Consider the following 19,669-nt stretch of genomic DNA (forward strand, 5'->3'; position numbering starts at 1 on the left):
GGATGTTCGGTGCCACGCTGCTGCTGGCCATGCGCGAGATCCGGCGGCATCTGCTGCGCTCGTTTCTCACCACGCTGGGCATCGTGATCGGCGTTGCCGCCGTGGTGACGATGGTGACGCTGGGCAACGGCGTCACCGCGTCGGTGCAGAACCAGATATCCTCGCTCGGTTCCAACGTGCTGATCGTCCTGCCCACACGCGGGAGCGGCTCCCAGGTCGCGTGGCGCCCGTTCAAGGAAGCGGACGTGACGGCGGTTTCAGAGCAGATCGCGGGTGTCGAATATGTCGCGGGCAGCGTTTCGAAGAATGTGAATGCCTATCACAACGGCCAGGTCTGGCAGACCAGCGTGCGCGGCGCCGACATGGCCTTCCTCTTGGCGCAGTCGATGCAGGTCGAGCGGGGAAGGGGCTTCACCTCTGCCGAGGAAAGCGCGGGCAAGGACGTGTGCATTATCGGCCAGAAGGTTGAACAGCAGATCTTCGTTGCCGGTATCGAGCCGATGGGAGAGACCATGCGTCTGGCCAATGTGCCGTGCACGGTGGTTGGCGTGATGAAGGAACGCGGCACCAGCGGGGGCGGGCAGGACGAGGACAATCAGGTCATCATGCCGCTCAAGACGGTGCAGCGGCGCTTCACCGGCAATAACGACCTGCAGTATTTCGTGGTCAAATATGCCAGCGGCTATTCCGGCACGGCGGTCCAGGACGCGCTGGTGCAATTGCTGCGCCAGCGGCGGTTGCTACAGGCCGGAGAAGGAAACAATTTCAACATCATCGATACCGCGCAGGTCAATCAGGCCGTCTCTGCCGCGACCGGGGCGCTGACGGCCATGGTCGCCGCCATTGCGGCCATCAGCCTGGCTGTGGGCGGCATCGGGATCATGAACATCATGCTGGTGTCCGTGACCGAGCGCACGCGTGAGATCGGCATTCGCCTCGCCATCGGCGCTCTGGCGCGCGAAGTGCGGATGCAGTTCCTGACCGAGGCGGTGGTGCTGTGCTGCTTCGGCGGCCTGACCGGGCTGGTGCTGGCATTTGCGCTATCGTTCGGCCTGTCGAAAGCGATCGACGTGCCGTTCATGTTCAGCCCCATGGTCAATGTGCTGAGCTTCCTGTTCTCGGCCCTGATGGGGATAGCCTTTGGCTACTACCCCGCCCGCCGGGCATCCCGCCTCGATCCGATCGAGGCCTTGCGCCACGAGTAATGCCAAAAGTGCGATGGGCCTGCCTCATCGCACTTTTGGCTCAGGCTCAGTTTTCGTGCGGCCAGAGCACGTCGAGCCGCGAACATGCGATGCGCCAGCCTGCGCCGGTGCGCAGATATTGGTCACGGTAGAGCCCCAGCAGCAGGAACGGGTGCCTTTCTTCCGGCCGGTCGGTGACGAAATCGAGGAGGTAGCAGCTGCCTTGCGCGGTGTCCGGGCCGGTGAGGGTGATCTGGTGGTTTGCCACCGCATGGAGGAACGGGAAGCTTTCACGCCCAAGCGTATCGAAGCTGACGAAAGCCTCGGCCAGGCTCTTCCTGATTTCGGCGAGCCCCTTCATCGTACCCACCGTCACGGCCACTTCGGCATCTTCGGTGAAGACTTCGTCCATGCGGCTGGCCTGCCCGCCGTCCAGCAGCGCGCTGTAGTGAAGGCGCAGGGTGCGAATGGCTTCCTTGTCGAGGAGCGCCGCGACGCGCGGATCGAGCGACGGCGGCGTGTTTTCAGCCTCAGTCATGCGATGAGGCTCCCTCTTCATAGGCGGGAAAGTCAGTGTAGCCGTGCTCACCCGAGCCGCCGTAGAAGGCCTCGCGCGAAGCTTCGGCGAGCGGCCAGCCATGTTCCATGCGCTCGACAAGATCGGGATTGGCGATGAACGGGCGGCCGAAGGCGATGAGATCCAGTGCCCCGTCGCGCAAGGCCTGCTCCGCCGTGTCGCGGGTGAAACCGCCAGCGGCGATGAGCGTGCCGGTGTAGGTCTTGCAGAAATCGTGCGCGAAGCCATCCGATATGGCTTGCGCCCCGATTGTGAGCTGGTCACTCAGATGGACATAGGCAGGCGCGCGCGCTTCGAGTGCGGCAGCCAGTTGCAGCCAGGTTTCCGCCTCATCCTCATAGGCGGCCATGTCGTACAGCCGCCCGAAGGGGGAGAGGCGCACGCCCACATGCTCTCGGCCGATCGCCTCGCTGACCGCATCGATCGTTTCGAGCAGGAAGCGCAGGCGGTTTTCGATGGAACCGCCATAACGGTCGGTGCGATCGTTGACCGCGCCGTTCACAAACTGTTCGAACAGGTAGCCGTTGGCGCCGTGGATCTCGACACCGTCGAAGCCCGCGCGCATCGCACGCCTGGCCGCAGACACGAAATCGTCGGTGATGTGCGGGATCTCTCCGGTTTCAAGCGCGCGCGGCGTGCTGGCCGGAACCTGGCCCGGCTGTCCATCCTGCCCGTGGGCATAGACCAGCGCCCCGGCAGCAGGCCGCGTGGAGCTGGAGACCGGGGCCGCGCCGCCAGGCTGAAGGCTGGTATGGGACAAGCGGCCGACATGCCAGAGCTGCACGAAAATTCGCCCGCCCCGGGCATGGACGGCATCGGTGACGGCGCGCCAGCCCTGTTCCTGTTCGCCGGTATGGATGCCGGGCGTGTAGAGGTAGCCGGTGCCTTCCGTGGAAACGGGCGCGCCCTCGGTGATTATCAGGCCCGCACTGGCGCGCTGGGCATAGTAGAGCGCGGTCAGGGCATCGGGGATGCCGGTCTGCGCGCGCGAACGCGTCATCGGTGCCATGACGACACGATTGGCCAGCGGGATTTCGCCAAGGTCATAAGGTGTGAAGAGAAGGGACATAAGGGAGAGCCTTCGGCAACTGAGGGGGAATAAGGGCGGGACTAAGCGGTCAGTGAGGGGAAATGGGGCAGGATGTCGCGCTCGATATCGGCCAGCACGTCGTCCATCGGGCGATCGGTGAAGCGGGGATTGAGGGCGATGTGATTGACCCCGGCCTCGCGCGCTTCGGCCATGAAGCGGGCAAGCGAACGGCTGCCGGTGCGAAATCCGGCGCGCACGCGCTGGAACGGATGGTCGCGGTCTTGGCTCAGGTGCAGAAATCCGGCGATCCCGAACGGCTTGAAGACTTCGCCATCCGTACCTTCGGCCACAGCCGCGCGCCATTCCGAGACGGTCTGGTCCATGGCTGCCGCCGGAGGGCACGGTACGATCATCCCGCCCATGTTGGCCGCGATCCAGCCAGTGTCCTGCGCAGCGCGCCCGATAGCGATCGTGGGGGTGCGGCCGAACGGCGGCTTGGGCAACACGCTGTAGCCGCCGGGCGAGCGCCCGAAACGCTGGCTGGAATAGGCCGGGGCATGCTCTTCGGCCATCTTGCGGTACAGTCTGTAGACTTCGCGGAACTGTTCGGCGCGCTGCCCGAAATCGGCGCCGAACAGCGGGTATTCGAAAGGCCGGTCGCCGGAGGACAGCCCTGCCAGCATGCGCCCGCCGGACAATTGATCGAGCGCCGAAATCTGCCGCGCCAGCAGGTTGGGCTCGCGAAACGGCAGGACGATGCCCGCCGTGCCCAGAGCGATCCGCTGCGTTACCGAGGCCAGCGCCGAGATGTAGACAAGTGGCTCCAGCACTTGCCCGGCATCGCCATAAGCGGGATCGAAGAAGGGAATGTCGCGCAGCCAGAGCCCGCTGATCCCGATGGCATCGGCTTTGCGGGCCATGTCCAGGTGGCCTTCCATCGTGGGGCGGCTGGTATAGGGATAAGTCTCCAGCGGCATGATGAGCCCCAGCGTCAGCTCACCCGGGGCAAAGAGCCGGGCATGGCCTGCATGGCCACTGGGGGCCGTGCTGGTGTCCACGGCTGCCGGGGCTGGAATGGTGGTTGAGGCTGTCATCGTGATTTCCTTTCGCAGCCCATGTATTCAATCTCTCGAAAATGATAATGCCGCTGAATTCCGTTCATTCCATCCTTGGATTCCGCAATGAATGCTCAATCGCCGCCCTTCGCAGGTGTTCTCGAATATGTGGAAACGGTGCGTTCCGGCAGTTTTACGGCGGCCGGGGCGCGGCTGGGGCTCACCGGATCGGCCATTGGCAAGAGTGTGACGCGGCTGGAGGAGCGGCTGGGGGTGAAGCTCCTCCACCGCACCACGCGCAAGCTGACGCCGACGCCGGAGGGAGAGCGTTTCTTCGAAGGCTGGGTGGCCTTGCTGGACGACGTGCAGGGCCTGGAACAGGATGTCGCGGTAGACCGGGGCGCGGTCGTCGGCCGCATGCGAATTCATCTGCCCGCGGCGTTCGGGCGCAGGCACGTTATGCCGGTGCTGACGCGGCTGGCGTGCGAATATCCGGCGCTCGATCTTTCGGTCAGTTTCACCGAACGCAGGATCAACCTGATCGACGAAGGGGTGGATCTGGTGGTGCGGATCGGCACGCTGGAGGACGATGCGGATCTTGTCGCCCGCCGTCTCGGCCGCCAGCGGCTCGTGATCTGTGCGTCGCCGTCCTATCTGGAAGCTCACGGAAGCCCGGCCACACCGGCGGAACTGACCGGGCATGCCTGCATAGCCGGCAGCCAGCGCAACGGGCAGGTGGCCTGGCTGCTGCGCGATGCAGGGGGACGCACTTTCCGCCAGACGATCCGCGCACGCCATGAATTCAGCGACGGCGATGCCATGGTCGATGCCGTGGCGGCGGGATGCGGCCTGTCCCAGCTTCCCACCTGGCTGGTGCAGGACCAGCTCGATGCCGGCACGCTGGTCAGGGTGCTTCCGGCATTCGAAGGGGCGGAAATGCCCATTCACGCCGTCTGGCCCCGTTCGCGCTTCCTCCTGCCCAAGCAGCGTGCCGTTATCGATGCGCTTGTGGCGGATGCCAGTGCGTCCGGCTCGGCTTACCGTATGTAGCCTGCGCTTATGATCCTTCAGCAGGTGTCACTGGGCTTGCTCCCCAGACGGATAGGCAACCCCCAGCTGATCCAGATAGCTCGGATATTTCGCCGCATCGTAGTAATAGGGTTCCATCTGGGGGCGCAGCGTTTTCATCAACTTGCCGTTGAGGTCTATCGCGGGTTTGTCTTCCGCGGTGATGACCGGATCGTAAGTGTCCGCCTCTTGTTGGACGCCCCCGAAATAGGCCTTTGCTTCGGAGACCAGCTTCGGGGTGGTCATCAGGTCCAGCACTGTCATGGCAACGGCCTTCGCACCTGCAACGGCGCCCTTGTGGGCAATCGGCGTGGCCATGGCCATGGCCGAAGTGACGTTATGGGGGATGGAGCCGGGGATGTTGGACGGGAACATCACGGTGATCGTGGGCACTGTCCACATGACGTCGCCGATATCGTCGGAGGCGCCGAAGCCTCTGCCGCCGCGCGTTTCGGGCGTGGAAAGCGGGGTCACGGTGCTGGATAGCGGTTCCTGCTTCAATCCGTTGGCCTGCTGGACGGCCTTGGCGAAAGTCTGGTCCGCCGCCGACCATTGCGGCATGCCTACAGCCCGGATGTTCTTGTCTGCCGCCAGCGCCAGCGGTTTGTTGGCGAACGTTGGAGCGGCATAACCGAGAATGCGGTGGGTGACTGTGGTGCCCGTGGCCATCGCCGCCGCTTTGGAAATGGTGTTGCCAGTTTCATAGAGATTGCGGATGGCGGCAAAGTTCTTGTCGCGGAAATAGTACCAGACGGAAGCGTCCGACGGGACGATATTGGGCTGGTTCCCGCCATTGGTGATGACGTAGTGCGAACGCTGCGTGACCGGCAGATGCTCGCGCCGGAAGTTCCAGGCAGTGTCCATGATCTCGACCGCGTCCAGCGCCGAGCGGCCATCCCAGGGGTCGCCCGCGGCATGGGCCGTCTTGCCCTTGAACGAATATTCGACCGAGACCATGCCATTGAGGCCGAGGTCTCCATACCCGGTGCCGAAACCCGAGGACACATGGGTGAAAATGGAGGCATCGACGCCGTCGAACACGCCGGCACGCACATAGTAGGCCTTGGAGCCGAGCAGTTCTTCCGCCACACCCGGCCACAACATGATCCGGCCCTTGATGCCGTGCTTGGTCATGACGTCCTTGGCGGCCAGCGCGGCGGCGATCATCAGGGGCATGCCTGCGTTGTGCCCTTCGCCATGCCCCGGCGCGCCTTCGACAAGCGGCTTGATCTGCGGCGATCCGGGCACCTGGCTGAGACCTAGCAGGCAGTCGATGTCGCTGCCCAGTGCGATGAGCGGGCCCCCTTCGCCCCAGGTCGCGGTCCAGGCGGTGGGAATGCCTGCAACGCCGCGCGTGATCTTGAAACCGTTCTTTTCGAGGATGCCGGTGAGGTATTCGGAAGTTCTGAATTCTTGAAAGCCCGGCTCGGCATAGGAAAACACGGTATCGACCATCTGCTGCACCATTCCGGCGCGGGCATCCACATCGGCCACGGCTTCCTGCTTGAGCGGGGAAGGCGCTTCCGCCCGGACAGTGGCCGGTGCGAAGGCAAGGCAAGGGGCGGCCAGAAGGACAGCGAGCGAACGGGTATAGGGCATGTCAGCACTTTCACAATGAAGGGGGAGAGGCGTGGCCGGAAAGAAAAAAGGGGCGGATGCGGCCTAGGCGTGCATCCGCCCCAGTCCCGTCATGGTGCGGGTGGGTAAGCGATACCGAGCTGATCCAGGTACGTGTCGTACTTTGCCGGATCGTAGTAGTAGGGCTCCATCTTCGGCCGCATTTCGGCCATGGTCTTTTCGTTGAGCCAGATGGCAGGCGTGTCGTCGGCGGTGATCACCGGATCGTACTTGTCTGCCTTGAACTGGACGTTCTGCTGATAGGCTTTGGCATCCTGCACCAGCTTGGGCGTGGTCATGAAATCGAGGATGGTCATGGCCAGCGCCTTGGCGCCCTGGACGGCGCCCTTGTGGGCGACAGGGGTGGCCATGGCGATGGCCGCGAGCACGTTATGGCCGATCATGTTGGGAATGTTGGAGGGATAGCGGATCGTGATCGTGGGCACGGTCCACATGATGTCGCCGATGTCGTCCGATCCGCCGCCGAGCGAAGTGCCGCGCGTTTCCGGCGTCGACAGTTCGTCGATTTCGCTGCGCAGGGGTTCCAGCTCGCGGCCGTTGGTTTCCTGAACCATCCTGGCAAAGGCCTGATCTCCGGCGGACCACTTGGGCATGCCAACGGCCTTGATGTTCTTGTAGGCGGCTTCGGCCAGCGGCTTGTTGCCCCAGTTGGGCGCGGCATAGCCGAGGATGCGGTGCGAGACTTTCGTGCCGGTTGCCATCGCGGCGGCTTGCGCAATCTCGTTCCCGGTCTTGTAGAGGTATTTGACGCCTTCGAAGCTGTTGTCGCGGAAATAGTACCAGACGGAGGCGTCCGAGGGGACGATGTTGGGCTGGTTGCCCCCGTTGGTGATGATGTAGTGCGAACGCTGCGTTACCGGCAGGTGCTCGCGCCGGAAGTTCCAGGCGGTGTCCATGATTTCCACCGCGTCCAGCGCCGAATGGCCATCCCAGGGATCGCCCGCGGCATGGGCCGTCTTGCCCTTGAACGAATATTCGACCGAGACCATGCCGTTGTGGCCCATCCGGCCCCAGGCGGTCGAGAAACTGTTGGCCACATGGGTGAAGATGCAGGCATCGACCCCGTCGAACAGACCGTCGCGCACGTAATAGGCCTTGGTGGCGAGCAGTTCCTCGGCAATGCCGGGCCAGATCATCAGGCGGCCCTTGATGCCATGCTTGATCATGGCCTCCTTGGCGGCGAGCGCGGCGGCAATGACCAGTGGCATGCCGCTGTTGTGCCCTTCGCCATGCCCCGGAGCACCTTCGACAAGCGGCTTGATCTGCGGCGATCCGGGCACCTGGCTGAGGCCCAGCAGCCCGTCGAGATCGCTGCCCAGTGCCAGCAGTGGCCCGCCTTCGCCCCAGGTCGCCGTCCATGCGGTGGGGATACCGGCCACACCGTGCGTGATCTTGAAGCCGTTCTTTTCGAGGATGCTGGTCAGATATTCGGACGTCTTGAATTCCTGAAAGCCCGGCTCGGCAAAGGAAAACCCGGAATCGACCATTTCCTGAACCAGCTTGGCCCGGGCTTCGACACCGGCGGTAACTTCCTTCTTCAGGGCGGGGCTGGCATCGGCAAAGGCAGGCGCCGCATGCGCGGAAGCGATGGCCGCAGCCATTGCCCACACGGCGGGATGCTGGAAACCCTTCATGTGAATTCCTCTCGCTTGAAACAATGTGTCTTGATGTCCGGCGGGGCCGGATGGCCCCGCCGGATCGCTGGGATTACAGTTTGACGCGAAGGCCCAGGCGGAAGGTGCGGCCGAGCGTGTCGTAAAGCCCGCGGTTAGTCTGCGGATAGGCGGACGTGTTGTTGCCGAACGGCCCGTTGCCAACCAGCACCGGATCGGTATCGAACAGGTTCTTGATCGACAGCACCGCCTGCGCGGATGCGGAACCCACCTGGAAATCGTAGGTGAAGTTGGTGTCGATGTAGAGCGCGCCGTCGATGTGGTTGGTGTTGATCGTGCGCTGGATGCCGCTGGGATCGCTGGCCGGGCAGTTCGCAGTACAGGCGATGTAGTCGTTGTCGTAGACGCCTGAACTCAGGCCCCGGCCGACAACGCCGACGGTGAAGCCGCTGTCGAAGGCATAGCTGCCGGTGATGCGGTAGCTCCAGCTCGGGATGCCGCCATAGACGCCAACGCCTGCCGCGTCGTTAGGGGCGTCGATGCCGTTGTTGGTGATGTTGTGGATCGTGTAAGTAGCCAGACCGCGCAGGCTGAGCTTGCCCGGCCCGATAATGCGGTTGTAGCTGGCCTCGAAATCGATGCCGTTCGTCTTCTGGCTGGCAAAGTTGAAGTACTTGAGATCGATGAACTCGATGTTCGTCGAGGAGCCGGCGGTATAGCGGATATTGTCGCAGAACGATTGGATGTTCTGTTCGAAGCACAAGTTGACGGTCGTCTGCGCGCTGACCGAACTGATGGCATCGCTCAGCTTGATATCGAAGTAATCCGCGGAAAAGGCGAAGCCGGGCAGGAAGCGCGGGGTTATGATCACGCCCGCGCCATAGGTCTTGGCGACTTCCGGCTTGAGGTCGGTGCTGCCGGTGAAGTTCTGCACGAACTGGTCTGCCCTGGCGCCGCCGGGCGCCGAGGCATCGGGCACGTTGACCGAATTGGTCCGCGCTGTGCCCGGATCGAACAGTTCGCTGAGGTTGGGCGCGCGGATATCGCGCGAGACAGTGCCGCGCAGGCGGATGTCCGGAACCGGCTGGTAGGTAAGGCCCAGCTTCCAGGTCGTGGCCGTGCCCGAGGTGCTGTAATCGGTGACGCGCAGCGCCCCGTTGAAGTCCAGCCCGTCATACAGCGGAACCAGCGTTTCGACGTAGGCTTCCTTCACATTGTAGGAGCCCTTGGTGACCTTGTAGTTGCCGTAGAGCCAGCGCGTCTCGTAGTTGATCGGATCGGTATAGCCGTCGACCTTCTCCTTTCGCGCTTCCGCGCCGAAGGCGAGGCTGATAGGACCGGCCCAGCCGTTGAACAGGTTCTTGGTGGCAAAGTTCAGGCCGCCCACGTCCTGCGTAATGTACTGCTTGCGCTCGGGATAGATCGCGAACAGGTAATCGAGCGCTTCGGCTGTGACGCCGCCCACGCCGATGCGGTTGATCGGAACGCAGCCGTTACCGGGATCGGTCAGGGTCGAACGGCACACGATGTTGCCGCTGCCGTCATAGACCGCGTCCTGCATTTCGGCGAGGCGGTCGTTCTGCCAGGTGTTGACCAGATGCTCGCGCGTTTTGGTCTTGCCGTGCTGGAAATAGCCGTCCCAGGTCCAGTCGATCGCGCCGGTAGAGAACACGCCGTTGCCGCCGGCGACATAGCGCTGCACTTCGCGCTTGTTGTTCGCGCCCGCTGCCGGAATGCCTGCGTTGGACGTGCCGATGGTGATGCTGGAAAGATTGTTCGCCGCCATGGCCGCCCGGATGCTGTCGGGCAGATAGGCGTTGTCGGCCATGATCTGAACGCCGGTGCTGGGTGTTTGCTGGTAGTAGCTTTCGCCCTCGTAGCGGCTGTAGGACGCCTGCACGAAGAAGCTGAACGCATCCGAGAAATCATAGCTGGCCCGGCCGAAGAAGGACCGGCGGTCCTCGTCGTTGGCCAGTGAGTTGGAACTCACGTGGTTGGCGCTGGCCAGTTCGTAGTCCCCGCCGATCATCCAGCTTCCGGTTGTCTGGCCATAGGCGAGCTCACCGGTCGTGGCTTTGCCGGTCGCGGGATCGATCGCGCCGAAGTAGGTGCCGCGAAGCGGGCCGCTGGTGATGAGGCCGCCCGGCGTGAGATTGCCCGATCCGATGCCGGACATCACCAGCCGCTTCGGCTGGCCGTTGGTATCGGTGTAGTCGGGATTGTCGACCTGGAAGAAGCCGCTCTTGTTCCAGTCGCGCGCGATCGTATCGACGCCCTTCTGGGTGAAGTATTCACCGCTCAGCAGCACATGGCCGCGGCCGCCCGCAAAGTCCATGCCGCCGGTAAGCGAGACTTTGTGGTTGGGCACGTCGCCATACGTCGTGACGCCATATTCGTAGCTTGCCTTGAGGCCGGTGAACTTCTTGTCGAGGATGAAGTTCACAACACCGGCAACGGCATCGGAGCCGTAGACCGACGAGGCACCGCCCGTCACCACTTCCACGCGCTCGATCAGCGCCTGCGGGAAAGTGCTCAGGTCGACGATGCCTGTGGATGTCGATGCGACCGAACGCTGCCCGTCAAACAGCACCAGAGTGCGGTTCTGCCCCAGCGAGCGCAAGTTCAAGGCGCTGATGCCGGACTGGCCGTTGGAAAGGGAGCCCGAGTTGGAAACCGGTGTCTGGCTTCCGGAAACCGAAGGTAAGGTGTTGACGAAATCCGCGATATTCGCGGGCGCTTCGGCGGCCAGTTCCTTGGTGCTGATGACACTGACCGGGGTGGGGGCGTCGTAACCGTTGCTGACGATGCGCGAGCCGGTGACGATGATGTCTTCGCTTACTGGTGTCCCGGCGCCTTGATCTGCGGGCGATGCGTTTTGGGCATATGCCGGAACGGAGAACCCTATAATAAAAGTTCCGGCAGTGCAGAGTAAGTGCGACCTAATTCGCGATGCGGTGGAGTTTTTAAAAGCTGCATGCGAGTTGTACTTTATGACCATAAATCCCCCAAATCATAAATCGGGCGCCATGGACATCTTCTCCCTGTTCAGGCCAAGCCGCATCTTTGCTTGCAGGAAGCCCTCGCAAGCAATTCATGTGCACTTGGTTTTTGTTGCAGAGATTGCCGATGCGACCCCAGATAAGCTTCGGCGGAGCTCTGTTTTCCTGAACGGGAGGAGGTTATCAAAAAAATCGTTGCGGTTTCTATGAAAATACAGCAATTTTTGCATACAGATTTATCGAATCTGTCAAATTTTCAGATAATTTTGTGAGATTGCGTTCCGATGGCTCTGGATGACATCGATTTCAGAATCCTTCAGGCTCTGTCCGAAGATGGGCGGGCGTCCGATGTTTCGATCGGGGAGAAAATTCACCTGTCGAGCACGGCCGTCGCGCGCAGGCGCAAGATCATGGAGGAATGCGGTGTCATCTCCGGATACGGCGCCAAGTTCGATATGGATGCGCTGGGTTTTTCCGGGGTCGTGGTGGTGGCGTTCGAACTGGTATCGCAAGCCGAAAGCGTGCTGAACGAGTTCGAGCGCGAAGTGGTGAACTGCCCTTCGGTTTCCTATTGCGCGTTCATTTCAGGCGATACAGACTTCATCGTGATCATTCACGTCAGTTCGCTCAACGACTACGATGCCATCTACCGCAAGGAGCTGTGCATCCTGCCGCATGTTGCCAAGATCCGAAGCAGCTTCGTGATGCGGGAAGTGACAAGGCTCGCGAACCCGCCGGTACTGTTTCAACGCCGTAAGTAGAAGATTCGCTATCGATCAGATCGGATGCGCAAGATATTCAAACAAACCTGGCCTTGAGGCTGGAAATCATGAGCTACTGCCAGGAATGTTTGCGGCATTAGCACGATAACGCCGTCCGCATGGTGATAGCCTGCCCCCGATTCGTCCGCAGAGTGGTTCTTCGGGTTGCACACGGGGGCAAGGTTAGTGAAAAAACGAATGATTTCATGGCGTCCAGCCGCGGAGCTGGCTTTGGCGATGGCATTTTGCGCAACCGGGCCAGCGGCCCATGCGGGAGAGGCGCCATTGCTGCCGGTGAAGGCCAGCACGGCGGACGGCCGCATATTGCTGACCTTGCCCGCGCCGGACAAGGACGGGGTTATAGGGCGCTATCTTTACTCCGTCGTCATGCGTACAGGCCTGGGCTCGCCGATGGCCCGGCTCGACAAGGCGGCGAATGGCCCCACGCAGTTGCTGGCGTTTCGCAAGATCGGAACGAAAGTAGCCGTGACATTCGAAAATCCCCGCTTTCGGGCCACCGGCGGCACTGCGGCGGAGCAGAAATCGGTAACCGACAGCTTCGCGTTCTCGACCGTATGGATGACCGATCCTGTCTCGACCGGTCCGGACGGCAGCATGGTGATCGATATCTCGCCGTTCCTGACCAAGGACGTGAACAACATTACCGGCCGCCTCAACGCGGTGGGCAAGGGATACAGGCAGACGGCCGCACTCAGCGTTGCCGATCCGGCTTCGGTCAAGGCCTTTCCCGATAATATCGAAATGGACGCGCTGCAGACGTTTGAGAGCAGCACGCCCGGGCCGCAGGTCAGCGGCATTGCGCCCGAGCCCCGGCAAGTGAGCTTCTACGTGCACCATTCGCTGATCCGGCTGCCCGATGCAGGATACAAGCCGCGGCTGTTCGATATCCGGGCAGGCGGCTTTTCCACGCAAGTGGTCGATTTCGCCAAGCCGCTTGGTCAGAATGTCGTCTACCAGCTTGCCAACCGGTTCCGGCTGGAAAAGACAGATCCCGGGGCGGCACGCTCGACCGTCAAGAAACCGATCGTCTTCTATATCGATTCCGGCATGCCCCAGCCGATCCGCGATGCCGTGTTCAAGGGCGTTGGCTGGTGGAGCGATGCTTTCAATGCCGCAGGGCTGATCGATGCCTTTCAGGTCAAGATCCTGCCCAAGGACGCCGATCCGCTGGATGTGCGGTACAACGTGGTCAACTGGGATAACCGGCTGACGCGCGGGTGGTCGTTCGGGCAGGTGATCGCGGACCCGCGCACGGGGGAAATCGTCAAGGCATCCGTCGTTCTGGGATCGCTGCGCGTGCGGCAGGACATGGTGATCTTCGAAAGTCTGGCAGGGGCCGGGAAGACCGGAACGGGCGGCCCGGACGATCCGGTCACGGCGGCGCTGGCACGCATGAGCCAGCTTGGTGCGCACGAAGTGGGCCACGCGATCGGGTTCATGCACAATTTCGCCGCCAGCACGCAGGGACGCGGTTCGGTGATGGACTATCCGGGACCCAAGATCGGCATCAAGGACGGCACGCTGGATCTTTCCGATGCCTATGCGAGCGGGATCGGCAAGTGGGACAAATATACCGTCGATTGGCTCTACGGTACGGATTCGAATGCGGTTGCCGCGGCAAAGACGCAAAACCCGGACACGCTGGCCATGCGCTGGGTGACGGACAGTGACGGCCGTTCGCCCGATGCGCCCAATCCTTGGGGCAGCATGTGGGACAATGGGCCCGATCCCGTGGCCGAGCTGGCGCATATCATGAAGGTGCGCCGGATCGCCATCGACCGCTTCGGGCCTGCCGTTCTGCATCCGGGCGAGCCCTTGGCCGAACTGCGCCGCAAGTTCGTTCCGGTCTGGCTGTTCCACCGCTATCAGGTCGATGCCGTGGCGAAGTTCATCGGCGGTATTGATTACACCTATGCCGTGACCGGCGATGCCCATACGGAGCCGGTCCCGGTTGCTGCGGACAGGCAGATCGCCGCGATTGACGGGCTGATGGCAACGCTGTCCTCCAAGGCGCTGACGATCCCGCAATCGCTGGTGATGCGTCTTTCGTCCGGCATTCACGGTTTCGGCCGATCCAATCCGCAGTTCGATATCGAGGTGTTCCGCAACGCGGCATCGGCGGCATTCGATCCGCTGGTGGCGGCTGACGCGGCAGCACAGCAGACGCTTGGCACGCTGCTGGCCCCGGCGCGCCTGACCCGCGTGTTCGAACAGCACGCGCTCGATCCGTCGCTGCCGGGCATGGAGGTATTGCTGGACAAGCTGTTCCCGGCCACCATCGATGCCCGCACCGGCGCCGTTTCGCGGCGCGTGGCCTATCGCACTGTGATTGAACTGGCCCGCGCCGCGCATGACCCGGAAACATCGCCCGAAGTCTCCGCCATGATTGGCCAGCGCCTGTCGGGCCTCGCAGAACGGGCGGGCAAGGCGAAGGGCAGCAGCGAAGATGCCGCCTGGAATTTCCAGGTCGCCCGGCTGCTGAGCAACGACGGCCTGCTGGAGCGGGAACTGAAAGCCAAGCAGCGGGCTCCGGAAATTCCGCCCGGCATGCCGATCGGCGGCAGCACCGGCTGGATGGACCGGGATTGGTCCGATGGTCTGGTGAGCAAGTAGGGCCAACAGCGCTGGGCGGCGGCGGTTTCTATTGCCAGCCGCCGCCCAGTGCCAGGAACACGGCAATCTGCTGATTGACCAGTTCCGATTGCGCCGCGGCATAGTTGACTTGCGCCGCTGCCAGCGCCCCTTGCGCGCTCAGCAGCGAAAGGAAGTCGCTGCGCCCGAAATGGAACAGCTTGCCCGCCTGATCGGCGGATACTTGCGCACTGGCGGCCGCGCGGCGCAGCGCCTCGGCTCTCTCGCGGCCGCGTGCATAAGTTTCCAGCGCGGTTTCGGTGCCGCGCAGGGCTTCCAGCACAGCGCTGTCGAAACGGGCCACATCGGCATCGGTTTGCGCGCCCGCCGCCGCGATCCGCGCCTTGACGACGGGGCGGTTGGGAAAGCTCCAGCTCAGCAGCGGCCCCAGGCTGAAGCCGAAGCTGTGCGAAGAGCCGATGTCCGCCACCTGGCCGCTGCTGGCCAGACCGCCGCCGATGCTCACTTGCGGATAGAGATCGGCCATGGCCACACCGATGCGGGCCGTGTCCGCCGCGATCGTGCGTTCGGCCTGGCGGATGTCGGGACGGCGCCGGATCAGGGCCGCGCCGTCTCCCACCGGCATCGGCGTGGCGAGGCGGGGCAGGGTGCTGCAGCTTTCCACATCGCGCGGATATTCGGCGGGCGGGCGGCCCAGCAGGGTGGCGAGCAGGTAGAGCCCGTTTCGCCGTGCGGCCAAGAGTGCGGGCAGGTTCGCCCGGCTCGTCTCCACCGCGGTGCGGGCGCGGCTCACGTCGAACGCTGTGCCTCGCCCGCCTTTCTGCAGGCGTTGCGTGGCCTCCAGAGTTTCCTGCTGGAGCGTGATGACCTGTTCGACCGTGGCGATCTGGTAATTGGCCGCGCAGACGCTGGCATAGGCGCGGGCTGTGGCGGCGGCCACGCTGATACGCACGGCATCGCGCGCGGCTTCCACGGCGTCCCGGCCGGCTTCGCTCGCCTCGATGGCGCGGCGCAGCTTGCCGCTGAGGTCGAGCGGGTAGGACACGGTTAGCCCAAGGCCATAGGTGCCCACGCCCGGAAGGTTCGTGCCACCCGAATCCGCGGAATAGTCGCGCTCGACTGCGGCGTCCGCGCTGGCCGTGGTCGAAAGTGCGCGCTGTCCGGCGGCTTCGCGCACCACTGCATCAGCGCGGCGCAAGTTGGCATCGGCGGCTCGCAGATCGGCATTGGCGGCCAACGCCTGCCCGATCAGGGCGTCGAGCCTGGGATCGTCGTAAAGATGCCACCAGCGATCGGGCAGGGGGGCATTCGCGAAAGCGGAATCGCGTGCGGAAACGAAGGCCCCGCGCGCGGATGGCGCGTTGGCGGCGGCGGTTTCCGGCGGCGCATAGTCCGGCCCGGCCGTGGCGCAACCGGCCAGCGCCAGTGTCAGTGCCGCGCCCGGCAGGAGAGCCCCGGCGCGCATCACTTGGCCTTCTCCACTGGCTGGGCGGTATCCTGCGCTTCCGGTTCGACCGTTACTGTGGCGGTGCGGCCCAGGATGAGGCGGACGCCCTTGGGCACCTCGGTCAGTTTTACGCGGACCGGAATGCGCTGGGCAAGACGCACCCATGTGAAGGTCGCCTCGACGTTGGGCAGAAGGTTGCCGGACAAGCCGCGCGCATCTTCGCCAATGCCTGCGGCAATGCTTTCGACCCGGCCATGGAGCGGCCGGTCTTCGCCCATCAGCTTGACTGTCACCGGCGCGCCCACCCGGATCAACGGCAGCTTGGTTTCCTCGAAATAGCCTTCGACCCGCAGCGAGGCGGTATCGACAAGCGCCATCGCCTGATTTCCGGCGGCCAGATAATCGCCGGGATGCAGGTCGAGATTGGTCACGGTCCCGTCCACGGAAGCGCGAACCTGCGTGCGCCGGAGATTGAGCTGAGCCCCGTCGAGCGCGCTGCGCGCCTCGGCAAGGGCGGCTTGCGCAGTGGCGACGCGCGCCACGTTCTGTTCGTGGGTTTCGGCGGCCACCAGATCGCCCAGCGCGCGGTCCCGGTTGGCTTCGCGGCGGGCTTGCCCCAGCGTGGCCTTTGCACTTGCCACGCCGGCCTGGGCCTGTTCGACCGCCAGCGTGTAGCGCGGCTTGTCGAGCACGAAGAGCAGGTCTCCTGCCTTCACGCTCTGGTTGTCATGCACGGCCACCGAGGTGACGAGGCCGGAAATATCCGGCGTTACCCGCACGACGTCAGCCCGCACGCGGCCGTCGCGCGTCCAGGGGCTGCGTTCGTAATGGTTCCACATCCACACCGCGATGGCGGCGGCGGCAAGGACGATGACGATAGTGGCCGCGCTGCGGCCCAGGCTGGCAAGGATGTTCTTCATGGGGCGAAACCGAATAGGGGGGCAAGGAAAGTGACTGCGCCGAAAACGATGACGTAAAGGGCCAGATCGACGAGCGCGCGATAAGCGACGAAGCGGTAGAAGCCGAAACGGTCGGCCAGGCGCATCAGCGCGAGAGTGCAGACCGAGGCGATCGCTCCGAAGACGAGCAGGGTCGGCAGGAAGATGCCGTAGATGGCAAATTCTCCGTTCATGACGGGGCTCCGGGGCTGGAGGGATGGGCGGCGAACGGCGGCGCATCGGCGAAAAGGCTGCGGCGCAGTGTGACGAGGGGCAAGGCTGCCCGCCGCCGGACCGGTTCGTGCGCATCGGCGTTGAACCGGTGCAGTGCAGTATCGATGCGGGCAAGAAGCTCGCGGTCCTCGGGCGGCGGCTGGTGCGGGACAAGCCGCCGGTAGTAGTCGCCAACCCCGGCAAGGACGCGGGTCACAGTGTCTTGGGCGGCGGGATCGATCTCGCCGCGCAATATCCGCAGCTCACCAATGGCCACGCCGGTGCGCAGATCGCGCAGGATATCGTAAAGCGGTTCGCCCGGAAGCTTGCCGCTCGCCGCAAGGCGCGGATCGAGCAGGGCATGCCGGTCCAGCATCCGCGATATCCAGCCCTGCACGTCCGGCATGGCCCACCGGTTGCTGCGCTCGGCAAGGTCTTGCCAGCCTGCCCGCAGCGTGCGCGCGATGGCATGTTCGATACCCGCGGTCTGCAGGATGCGGATCATCACCCCGGCAAACAGGATCGCGGTCAGCGTGGCGATTTGGCTGTTCAGGAAAGTCGCCAGATTGACTGGAACGCCGGGGGCCAGATCGGCGCCGAACTTTTCGGAAACGATGAACGGGCCACCCACGCCGAGAAGAGCAGGAAGCGCAATGCCGATGTAGCGCGGGACGCTCATCATTGCGCCCAGCACCAGCAGCACCGGAGCCAGGGCCAGCGCCATTTCCGCAAACCCGTCAAGCGCGGGAAGAATGGCAAAGGCATAGAGTGTGCCCAGCACGACCGCGATCAGCGTGCCCTTGAAGAACCCGACCACGGGCGGCAGTGAATTGTCGAGGGCCGCGAAAAGGGCGGGAAAAACCGAAGCCAGCATGACGAACGTGCCGCCCTCGGACCAGCCGCTGCCGATCCACAAGGCGCAGGCGATGACAACGGTCAGCGAAGAGCCTGCCGCAGCGCGCAGGGCGCCCCACACGTCGCGATGCAGGGGACGGTCTCCAATCTCGGCGAGAAGCCCCGGGATTCGCGGGGAGACGGGGGTGCGGTCCGGCGTCGCCAACTGGGCCTTGAGAACCCGGCAGTTGAGGTGAGCATCGATCAGGCCGGAGAGCCGCGCAAGCAGGCTCATGTGCAGCAGAACGGGCCAGCCGCTTTCGGCCCTGATTTCGGGCTCCAGCGCGGTACACCGCGCCATGAGGGCATCGCCGGTTGCTTCCACGCGTGCCAGATCATCGTCCAGCCCGTCGACCCATTCGTGGATGTCCTGAAGCAGGTGTGCGGTGCTTTCGGGCAATTCGCCGTAAGCGCGCAGGGCGGCGATGCGATCGGCAATTGCCGCGCCTAGCGGCATCAGTTTCGCAAGCTGCCCTTCGATCGCTCTTACCACTCGCACGCGCGGCGCCGGGCCGCTGGTTTCGAAAGGCAGGTGAATGGAAAGCTGGTGCAGTTCGGTGATGTCCTGCGCCAGGCGCCGCCGCTCCGTGTCCACACCCGGATTGGGAACCGGCAGGAGTGTCTCGCGGCTCCAGACTTCGGCATCGCGCACGATCCCTTGCGTGCGGAAGCGCAGAAATCTGGCAACCGAATTGGGCAGCACCACACCGTGCACGAGCGACGAACAGATGATGCCGATGCCGATTTCCTGCGCGCGCAAAGTGGCGACAGTGAAGATCTGGCCGGGCGCATCGATCGTGGGCCACACGATCAGCCCCGTCGTGTATCCGGCCAGAACGAACATGTAGGAGGCGGGTGTCCGGTCCAGCAGCGAGAGGAACACGCACAGCCCCAGCCAGCCCGCCATCGCCGCGATCAGCAGCACCGGGCTCTGGACCAGCAGGGGGACGATCAGCACGGTAAAGGCCGCCCCCGCCAGCGTGCCGATAAGGCGGAAGAGCGCGCGCGAAACGACGGCGCCCGCCAGCGGGCCGGAAACGATATAGGCCGTCAGGAATGCCCAGTAGGGACGTTCCAGCCCGATCGAAAAGGCAATGTACATGGCCAGCATGGCCGCCGCGTAGCACTTGAGGCTGTACACGGCCGCATCGGCACCCCAGCGTTTCATCATCAGCGGGGCCGCCTTTCGGCAATGCCTGAGGAGACCCGTTCGAGGACGCCGAGCGCGGTCTGCAGGTCTTCGCTGCTTATGCCATCGAGCAGTTCGCGGCGCAGTTCGATCAGGCGCGCATCGATCAGCCGGGCCAGCCGTCTGCCTTCCCCGGTCAGGCGCAGTGTTTTCGCCCGCCCGTCATCGGGATCCGCCTCGCGCTGGACCAGCTCTATCCGTTCGAGGTGCTGGAGCGTGCGCACCAGCGAGGCTTCGGTAATGCCGATTTCCCGCGCAAGGTCGGACTGGCGCACGCCTTCGCCAAGGCGTTCGAGGTGCAGCAGCGCGTACCCGGTAGAGTTCGATATCTCCAGAGAGGCCAGCACGCGATCCGCCAGTTGCCGCCAGGAGCGGGCAAGAGACAGAATTTGCGCCGGCAGGGCGGCATAGAGAGACTCACGATTGGGCATGCATAATTAGTTAGCGTCC

15 protein-coding genes are annotated in these 19,669 nt (G+C 63.8%); 4 read left to right on the plus strand and 11 right to left on the minus strand.

What is annotated here, in order from left to right; genetic code table 11:
* The first annotated feature begins 2 nt into the window (after positions 1-2).
* Entirely contained in the window at positions 3-1,205 is a 1,203-nt protein-coding gene (locus MTR66_RS12670) for an ABC transporter permease (RefSeq protein WP_243921621.1), read from the plus strand.
* Positions 1,206-1,251: 46 nt separating this feature from the next.
* Here the strand turns inward: MTR66_RS12670 and MTR66_RS12675 are convergent, their stop codons facing one another.
* From MTR66_RS12675 to MTR66_RS12685, 3 genes are read right to left on the minus strand one after another with little or no spacing between them, the layout of a single operon-like run.
* Complete coding sequence (locus MTR66_RS12675; RefSeq protein WP_243921574.1) at positions 1,252-1,722, minus strand: nuclear transport factor 2 family protein; 471 nt, start codon at positions 1,720-1,722, stop codon at positions 1,252-1,254.
* Positions 1,715-2,830, minus strand: coding sequence for an alkene reductase (locus MTR66_RS12680; protein WP_243921576.1), 1,116 nt, complete (start codon positions 2,828-2,830; stop codon positions 1,715-1,717). Before MTR66_RS12680 ends, MTR66_RS12675 begins: the two co-directional genes overlap by 8 nt.
* Before the next feature lie 41 nt (positions 2,831-2,871).
* Complete coding sequence (locus MTR66_RS12685) at positions 2,872-3,885, minus strand: TIGR03571 family LLM class oxidoreductase (RefSeq protein ID WP_243921578.1); 1,014 nt, start codon at positions 3,883-3,885, stop codon at positions 2,872-2,874.
* 87 nt (positions 3,886-3,972) lie between these two features.
* Here MTR66_RS12685 and MTR66_RS12690 point away from each other — a divergent pair, with 87 nt between their 5' ends.
* Positions 3,973-4,896, plus strand: a complete 924-nt coding sequence (locus tag MTR66_RS12690; protein ID WP_243921580.1) for a LysR family transcriptional regulator — start codon at positions 3,973-3,975, stop codon at positions 4,894-4,896.
* A 27-nt stretch (positions 4,897-4,923) separates the two neighbouring features.
* Here MTR66_RS12690 and MTR66_RS12695 read toward each other — a convergent pair whose 3' ends face one another.
* From MTR66_RS12695 to MTR66_RS12705, 3 genes are all read right to left on the minus strand, one after another.
* Positions 4,924-6,513 carry an amidohydrolase gene (locus MTR66_RS12695; protein ID WP_243921582.1) on the minus strand — a complete coding sequence of 530 codons (1,590 nt, stop codon included), beginning with the start codon at positions 6,511-6,513 and terminating at the stop codon, positions 4,924-4,926.
* 89 nt (positions 6,514-6,602) lie between these two features.
* Positions 6,603-8,186, minus strand: coding sequence for an amidohydrolase (locus tag MTR66_RS12700; RefSeq protein WP_407673049.1), 1,584 nt, complete (start codon positions 8,184-8,186; stop codon positions 6,603-6,605).
* Between the two features lie 73 nt (positions 8,187-8,259).
* Positions 8,260-11,163, minus strand: a complete 2,904-nt coding sequence (locus MTR66_RS12705) for a TonB-dependent receptor domain-containing protein (protein WP_243921584.1) — start codon at positions 11,161-11,163, stop codon at positions 8,260-8,262.
* A gap of 285 nt (positions 11,164-11,448) precedes the next feature.
* On the opposite strand from MTR66_RS12705, the gene MTR66_RS12710 reads away from it, so the two are divergent.
* The gene (locus MTR66_RS12710; RefSeq protein ID WP_243921586.1) at positions 11,449-11,925 is read left to right on the plus strand and encodes an Lrp/AsnC family transcriptional regulator; all 477 of its coding nucleotides are present in this window, start codon (positions 11,449-11,451) and stop codon (positions 11,923-11,925) included.
* A gap of 237 nt (positions 11,926-12,162) precedes the next feature.
* On the plus strand, positions 12,163-14,559 hold the full coding sequence (locus MTR66_RS12715) for a zinc-dependent metalloprotease (RefSeq protein ID WP_243921589.1): 2,397 nt from the start codon (positions 12,163-12,165) through the stop codon (positions 14,557-14,559).
* 28 nt (positions 14,560-14,587) lie between these two features.
* Here the strand turns inward: MTR66_RS12715 and MTR66_RS12720 are convergent, their stop codons facing one another.
* The 5 genes from MTR66_RS12720 to MTR66_RS12740 are packed head-to-tail and all read right to left on the minus strand — an operon-like array spanning position 14,588 to position 19,650.
* A complete protein-coding gene (locus MTR66_RS12720; protein ID WP_243921625.1) occupies positions 14,588-16,003 on the minus strand; it encodes an efflux transporter outer membrane subunit in 1,416 nt (471 codons plus the stop codon).
* Positions 16,003-16,905 carry an efflux RND transporter periplasmic adaptor subunit gene (locus tag MTR66_RS12725; RefSeq protein WP_243921591.1) on the minus strand — a complete coding sequence of 301 codons (903 nt, stop codon included), beginning with the start codon at positions 16,903-16,905 and terminating at the stop codon, positions 16,003-16,005. The genes MTR66_RS12720 and MTR66_RS12725 overlap by 1 nt, the downstream gene beginning before the upstream one ends.
* On the minus strand, positions 16,902-17,117 hold the full coding sequence (locus tag MTR66_RS12730; protein ID WP_243921593.1) for a DUF1656 domain-containing protein: 216 nt from the start codon (positions 17,115-17,117) through the stop codon (positions 16,902-16,904). Before MTR66_RS12730 ends, MTR66_RS12725 begins: the two co-directional genes overlap by 4 nt.
* Positions 17,114-19,201, minus strand: coding sequence for an FUSC family protein (locus MTR66_RS12735; RefSeq protein WP_243921595.1), 2,088 nt, complete (start codon positions 19,199-19,201; stop codon positions 17,114-17,116). The genes MTR66_RS12730 and MTR66_RS12735 overlap by 4 nt, the downstream gene beginning before the upstream one ends.
* On the minus strand, positions 19,201-19,650 hold the full coding sequence (locus MTR66_RS12740; protein WP_243921597.1) for a MarR family winged helix-turn-helix transcriptional regulator: 450 nt from the start codon (positions 19,648-19,650) through the stop codon (positions 19,201-19,203). The genes MTR66_RS12735 and MTR66_RS12740 overlap by 1 nt, the downstream gene beginning before the upstream one ends.
* Positions 19,651-19,669 lie beyond the last annotated feature (19 nt).

The sequence above is a fragment of the Novosphingobium beihaiense genome, assembly GCF_022832375.1.
GTDB lineage: Bacteria > Pseudomonadota > Alphaproteobacteria > Sphingomonadales > Sphingomonadaceae > Novosphingobium > Novosphingobium beihaiensis.

Excerpts from the sequence above, each read along its gene's own strand:
- MTR66_RS12710 (WP_243921586.1), top strand. The coding sequence starts at position 11,449 with ATGGCTCTGGATGACATCGATTTCAGAATCCTTCAGGCTCTGTCCGAA.
- MTR66_RS12730 (WP_243921593.1), bottom strand. The coding sequence starts at position 17,117 with ATGAACGGAGAATTTGCCATCTACGGCATCTTCCTGCCGACCCTGCTC.
- MTR66_RS12735 (WP_243921595.1), bottom strand. The coding sequence starts at position 19,201 with ATGATGAAACGCTGGGGTGCCGATGCGGCCGTGTACAGCCTCAAGTGC.
- MTR66_RS12705 (WP_243921584.1), bottom strand. The coding sequence starts at position 11,163 with ATGGTCATAAAGTACAACTCGCATGCAGCTTTTAAAAACTCCACCGCA.
- MTR66_RS12675 (WP_243921574.1), bottom strand. The coding sequence starts at position 1,722 with ATGACTGAGGCTGAAAACACGCCGCCGTCGCTCGATCCGCGCGTCGCG.
- MTR66_RS12740 (WP_243921597.1), bottom strand. The coding sequence starts at position 19,650 with ATGCCCAATCGTGAGTCTCTCTATGCCGCCCTGCCGGCGCAAATTCTG.
- MTR66_RS12715 (WP_243921589.1), top strand. The coding sequence starts at position 12,163 with ATGGCATTTTGCGCAACCGGGCCAGCGGCCCATGCGGGAGAGGCGCCA.
- MTR66_RS12725 (WP_243921591.1), bottom strand. The coding sequence starts at position 16,905 with ATGAAGAACATCCTTGCCAGCCTGGGCCGCAGCGCGGCCACTATCGTC.
- MTR66_RS12690 (WP_243921580.1), top strand. The coding sequence starts at position 3,973 with ATGAATGCTCAATCGCCGCCCTTCGCAGGTGTTCTCGAATATGTGGAA.
- MTR66_RS12685 (WP_243921578.1), bottom strand. The coding sequence starts at position 3,885 with ATGACAGCCTCAACCACCATTCCAGCCCCGGCAGCCGTGGACACCAGC.
- MTR66_RS12680 (WP_243921576.1), bottom strand. The coding sequence starts at position 2,830 with ATGTCCCTTCTCTTCACACCTTATGACCTTGGCGAAATCCCGCTGGCC.
- MTR66_RS12700 (WP_407673049.1), bottom strand. The coding sequence starts at position 8,186 with ATGAAGGGTTTCCAGCATCCCGCCGTGTGGGCAATGGCTGCGGCCATC.
- MTR66_RS12695 (WP_243921582.1), bottom strand. The coding sequence starts at position 6,513 with ATGCCCTATACCCGTTCGCTCGCTGTCCTTCTGGCCGCCCCTTGCCTT.
- MTR66_RS12720 (WP_243921625.1), bottom strand. The coding sequence starts at position 16,003 with ATGCGCGCCGGGGCTCTCCTGCCGGGCGCGGCACTGACACTGGCGCTG.
- MTR66_RS12670 (WP_243921621.1), top strand. The coding sequence starts at position 3 with ATGTTCGGTGCCACGCTGCTGCTGGCCATGCGCGAGATCCGGCGGCAT.